This window comes from Thiomonas sp. TH-17 (assembly GCF_057473305.1).
Genome location: NZ_JBYCKI010000140.1, coordinates 1 through 4,741, shown reverse-complemented (window position 1 = coordinate 4,741; position 4,741 = coordinate 1). Strand labels below are relative to the sequence as shown.

3 protein-coding genes are annotated in these 4,741 nt (G+C 63.9%); all 3 read right to left on the bottom strand.

Translation table 11 applies throughout. The annotated features are described in order from the left end of the window. Nucleotides 1-1,862 (bottom strand): NAD nucleotidase (gene nadN, locus AC2VLV_RS08555; RefSeq protein ID WP_486989584.1); only part of this gene is annotated, 1,862 nt, incomplete at its 3' end. Nucleotides 1,863-2,028: 166 nt separating this feature from the next. Next, nucleotides 2,029-3,534: a ribonuclease G gene (gene rng, locus AC2VLV_RS08550; protein WP_486989583.1), complete on the bottom strand. Its 1,506-nt coding sequence runs from the start codon at nucleotides 3,532-3,534 to the stop codon at nucleotides 2,029-2,031. A gap of 335 nt (nucleotides 3,535-3,869) precedes the next feature. Continuing rightward, entirely contained in the window at nucleotides 3,870-4,535 is a 666-nt protein-coding gene (locus tag AC2VLV_RS08545) for a Maf family protein (protein ID WP_486989582.1), read from the bottom strand. Nucleotides 4,536-4,741: the final 206 nt, after the last annotated feature.

Genomic DNA, 4,741 nt, shown 5'->3' with positions numbered 1-4,741 from the left:
TGCTGAAGCGCGCCGGTCTTGTCGTAGAAGTTCTGCGTCGAGTAATCGCTCACGGGCAGCTTGTTCAGCGTGCCGACCTTCTTGACGTAGTCGACGAAAGACTGGGCGTAGTCGAGGTAGGTATCCAGCGCGCGGCCGCTATCGGTCACGGTCTTGAAGGTCAGGTAGCCGTCTTTGCCCTGGGCGGTGTAGCTGTTGCTCACGACCTTGTAGGTGGCGGCAGGGTCCAGCGCGGTCCAGCTGCTGGCCGTTTTGCTCTTGACCTGCAGATTGCTGAAGCGCTGTCCTTTGGGCAGAGACACGTTCATGTCCCAGCGCAGACCTGCGGCGTAGGGGTAGGCGCCCGTCGATCCGCCGGTCATCAGGGCATAGTCGAGCGCGTCTTCGAGCACCGCATTGATCTCGGCGCCGGTCATGGTCAACTCGGTGAGCGTGTTGGCGAACGGCAGCAGGGTATAGGCGGTCTTGATGGTCACGTCGCCCGCGGGAACGTCGATGCGCACGCCGCCCGCATTCTGGATGGCGATGTCGGAAGTCAGGCTCTGCGCCAGGAAGGCCTGGGCCACGATGTTGGCAATGTCAGAGCCGTGAGCGCGGGTGGCGTCCGTGCAGCCTGCCGCCTTGGAAGCGTCGCCTGGAATGCGCACATGACAGAGGTACTGCGCTGAGGCGCCGATGACCTGGGTTTCGAGCTGGCTGATTTGATCTTTATAGCCCTGGAGTACCGACTCCGCCTTGGCGTCGGGTGCGATCATCAGCAGTTGCGGGTCTTTGGCGATGGTGGCTTTGAGGGTGTCGAGTTCAGCCCCGGCGACGGTATAGGTTTTGCCGTCTGCGCCTTTGCGGGTGAAGGTGTCGCCCAGCAGCAGGTGCGGAGCGCCTGAGCAGCTCTGCACCGTCTGATCGGCGGCGAAGTTCACCTGCAGTTCACCGACAGCCTTGCCGTATTCCCAGGCCTGCGCGACGCAGACCGTGCTGCCGTCTTTGTTCTTCAGCAGGGTGGGGTAGTTGCCGACCTTGGGCACGCCGTAGCCGGAGAAATCGCCGAGCAGGGTGTGCGAATCGCCGCCCACGATCACGTCGACATCGGTGAGTTGCGGCGCGATCTGCTGGTCGAAGGCATAGCCCACATGGCTGAGCAGCACGACGCGCTTGACACCTTGCGCCTTCAACTGGTCGATGGCTTTTTGCGCGGCAGTCACTTCATCGGCAAAGGCGGTGGTGGGCAGCGGGCGCGAAGAGCCTTCGGTCTTGCCGACGACGGTCAGGCCGACGATGCCGATCTTCTCGCCGCCGATTTCTTTGATGACGAAGGGTTTGATGTAATCGGTCGTCGATTGGGGCGCCAGGGGCGTGCCCAATTGCGGCGTGACGTTGGCCGACAGCACCGGCGTTTTGCAGTTGCCGGCATGCAGGTCGTCGATGAAGCGCTTGAGCCCCGCATCGCCGTCATCGAACTCGTGATTGCCCACGGCCATGGCGTCGAAGCAGAGGGTGTTCATCAACTCCGCATCGGCCTTGCCTTGGAACAGGGTGTAGTAGAGCGTGCCGACCAGCGCGTCGCCGGCGTGCAGCTTGAGGGTGTTCGGATTTTGGGCGGCGATCTGATCGACGGCAGCTTTCACCCGGCCAAATCCTCCGATCTGCACCGTGGTGGCGACGCCATCGAGCGTGAGCGCCGTAGTGGTCTGCGCCAGGTTGGAGTGCACATCATTGACGTGGGCAATGGTGACGGCGACGGGCTTGGCAACGGCAGCATCGGGCTGGGCTGCGTCGGCCACCGAGGGTGTGCTCCCACCCCCGCAAGCAGCGAGCAAGGTGAGCGGAAGAAGACTGGCGAGGAGAAGGTTTGTCGGTTTCATGGCGAAATCATCAGTAACAACTGGACACAGTTGGACTGTATTTTTCGCACATGACAAGGATGTGTCTTCCGCGTGAGCGGCACGATGCCGCGCATCGCCATCGGCTGGAACGGCGAACCAGAGCCGCGTTTTTGCGTGGCGCAGCCGCCACGCACGGTAAGCCGGATCAGGTCAGCACAATGTCGTACTGTTGCTGCGAAAACGCGGGCTCGACCTGCAACGAGACGGGCTTGCCGATGAAGTCGGAGAGCGAGGCCAAGTGCTGGCTTTCTTCTTCGAGGAACAGATCGATCACGTCGGCGGCGCCGACGATGCGGAACTCGCGCGGGTTGAACTGCTTGGCTTCGCGCAGGATTTCGCGCAGGATCTCGTAGCACACCGTGCGCGCCGTTTTCACCTGCCCGAGGCCGCCGCAGGTCGGGCAGGGCTCCAGCAGCATGTGCGCCAGCGAGTCGCGGGTGCGCTTTCGGGTGAGTTCGACCAGCCCCAGTTGCGAGAAGCCGCTGATGGTGACTTTCACCTTGTCGCGCGCGAGTGATTTGCGCAGTTCATCGAGCACGGCGGCGCGGTGCTGGGCGTTGTGCATGTCGATGAAGTCGATGATGATGATGCCGCCCAGATTGCGCAGCCGCAGTTGCCGGGCGATGGCCTGTGTGGCTTCGAGATTGGTGCGGTAGATGGTGTCGTCGAAGTTGCGCGCGCCCACGAAACCGCCGGTGTTGACGTCGATGGTGGTCATGGCCTCGGTCTGGTCGATGATGAGGTAGCCGCCAGACTTGAGGTCGACCCGCCGCCCCAGCGCGCGCTCAATTTCTTCGTCCACGTTCGCCGTTTCGAACAGCGGGCGCTCGCCGCGATAGAGCTGCAGGCGGCCGCTGACTCGGGGCATGTATTCGGCGGCGAAACCCTGCAGCAGCTCGAAGTTTTCGCGCGAGTCGATCTGCACGCTGCGGGTGGCGTCGCTCACCAGATCGCGCAGCACGCGCTGCGCCAAGCTGAGTTCCTGGTAGATCAGGGCGCTGGGGCTGGTGACGTGGGCGCGCTGCTGAATGGCGGCCCAGGTCTTGCGCAGATAGGCAATGTCTTCGGCCAGCTCCGCATCGCTCGCGTCTTCGGCATTGGTGCGCACGATGAAGCCTTGCGAAGTTCCCGCATCCGCCGCCAGCAGGGCGCTCATGCGTTCGCGCAACGCGGTGCGCAGCTCCGCTCCGTCGATCTTCTGCGAAATGCCGATGTGGTTGTCTTGCGGCAGATGCACCAGCATGCGTCCAGCCAGGCTGATCTGCGTGGTCAGGCGCGCGCCCTTGGTGTTGATCGGGTCTTTGAGCACCTGCACCATCAGCGTCTGTCCTTCGTAGATCAGCTTTTCGATGGGCTGAATGGGCGGTGCTGTCGCGGCTTCGCTGGCGGCCTCGGTGGGCACGGGAATGGCCTGGCGCTGCCACAGGTCGGCCACATGCAAAAAGGCCGTGCGCTCCAGGCCGATGTCGATGAAGGCGGACTGCATGCCGGGCAGCACCCGTGCCACTTTGCCCAGATAGATATTGCCCACCAGCCCGCGCTCCAGGCTGCGCTCGATGTGCAGCTCCTGCACCGCGGCGTGGGCCACCAGGGCGACCCGGGTTTCCTGCGGGGTGATATTGATGAGGATGTCTTCGGGCGTGGGATTCATGGGCGCTTTGTCTCGGTTGTTATGGGGCTAGGAGTCTGTCGGACTTGAGGATCGCGGGCTGCAAAATGACGCTGCGGCGCCCTGCGCCAGCGGCTTTTTGCCCCATAGCTGCGGCTATGGGGCGGCAAATCCGCCGCCACAGGGCATCCCCATCGCCATTTTTCGCCATCCGCGCCCCAAGCCCGACAGACTCCTAGTGCAGTGTTTCACGCTATCTGGAACATAAAACCGCGGCTTTGCCGCCAGGGCGGCGTTGCCCATCCGCGCGATACCTACGGGTATCGCTGTGGTTTGCGCCTTGCCCTGACGCCAAATCCATCGGTTTATTTGTTCCATCAAGCGTAAAACACTGCACTGGGCGGGTGGGCAGGCCAACCGGCTGCGCGCAGCAGCTGCAGCGTTTCAAACAGCGGCAGGCCGATGATGCCACTGGCGCTGCCGCTGATGTGTTCGACGAACGCCGCACCGCGCCCCTGCATGGCATAGGCGCCGGCCTTGCCGAAGGGCTCGCCGCTGGCGATGTAGTCGGCCATGTCCTGCTCGCCCAAGGCGGCGAAGCGCACCTGCGAGGTTTGCAGCGCTGCGTGCCGCGCCGCGCCGCGCTGCACGCAGACCGCGGTGAGCACCTGGTGCGTTTTGCCTGAAAGGGTGCGCAGAATGCACGCAGCGTCATCGGCGCTTTCCGGCTTGCCGTAAATCACGCCGTCCAGCGCCACGGTGGTGTCGGCGCAGAGCAGCACCGCGTCGTCGGGCGAGACCTCGGGGCGGCAATGGGCCAGACGTTCACAAGCCGCCTCCAGCTTGAGACGGGTGACGCGCTGCACATAGTCGGCCGGAGGCTCGCCGGGCAGCGCGGCTTCCAGCGCCTCGCTGTCTTCGTCGGGCAGCGGGGCCAGCAGCTCGAAGGGCACGCCGACCTGCCGCAACAGATCCTGCCGACGCGGGCTGGCGGAGGCCAGATAGACGGTGACGGCTGACGTGCGGTTCGGGTGGGTCTGCATGCGGGAAGCGAAAAAGGGCGGAGTGCCTATTGTCCGTGTAAATGCCCGTGCAAACCGGCGCGTGCGGGTTTGCGGCGGCGCGGGCCGGGGCTCCTAGGAGCCTGTCGGACTTTGGAATCGTCGGCTGCAAATGGGGCGCAGCAGTCCATTTTTCACCGGCTTTTTGACCCATAGCGCGGCTATGGGCCTGCAAATCCGGCAAAAAC

Coding starts and splice junctions, on each gene's coding strand:
- rng (WP_486989583.1), bottom strand. CDS start 3,534: ATGAATCCCACGCCCGAAGACATCCTCATCAATATCACCCCGCAGGAA.
- AC2VLV_RS08545 (WP_486989582.1), bottom strand. CDS start 4,535: ATGCAGACCCACCCGAACCGCACGTCAGCCGTCACCGTCTATCTGGCC.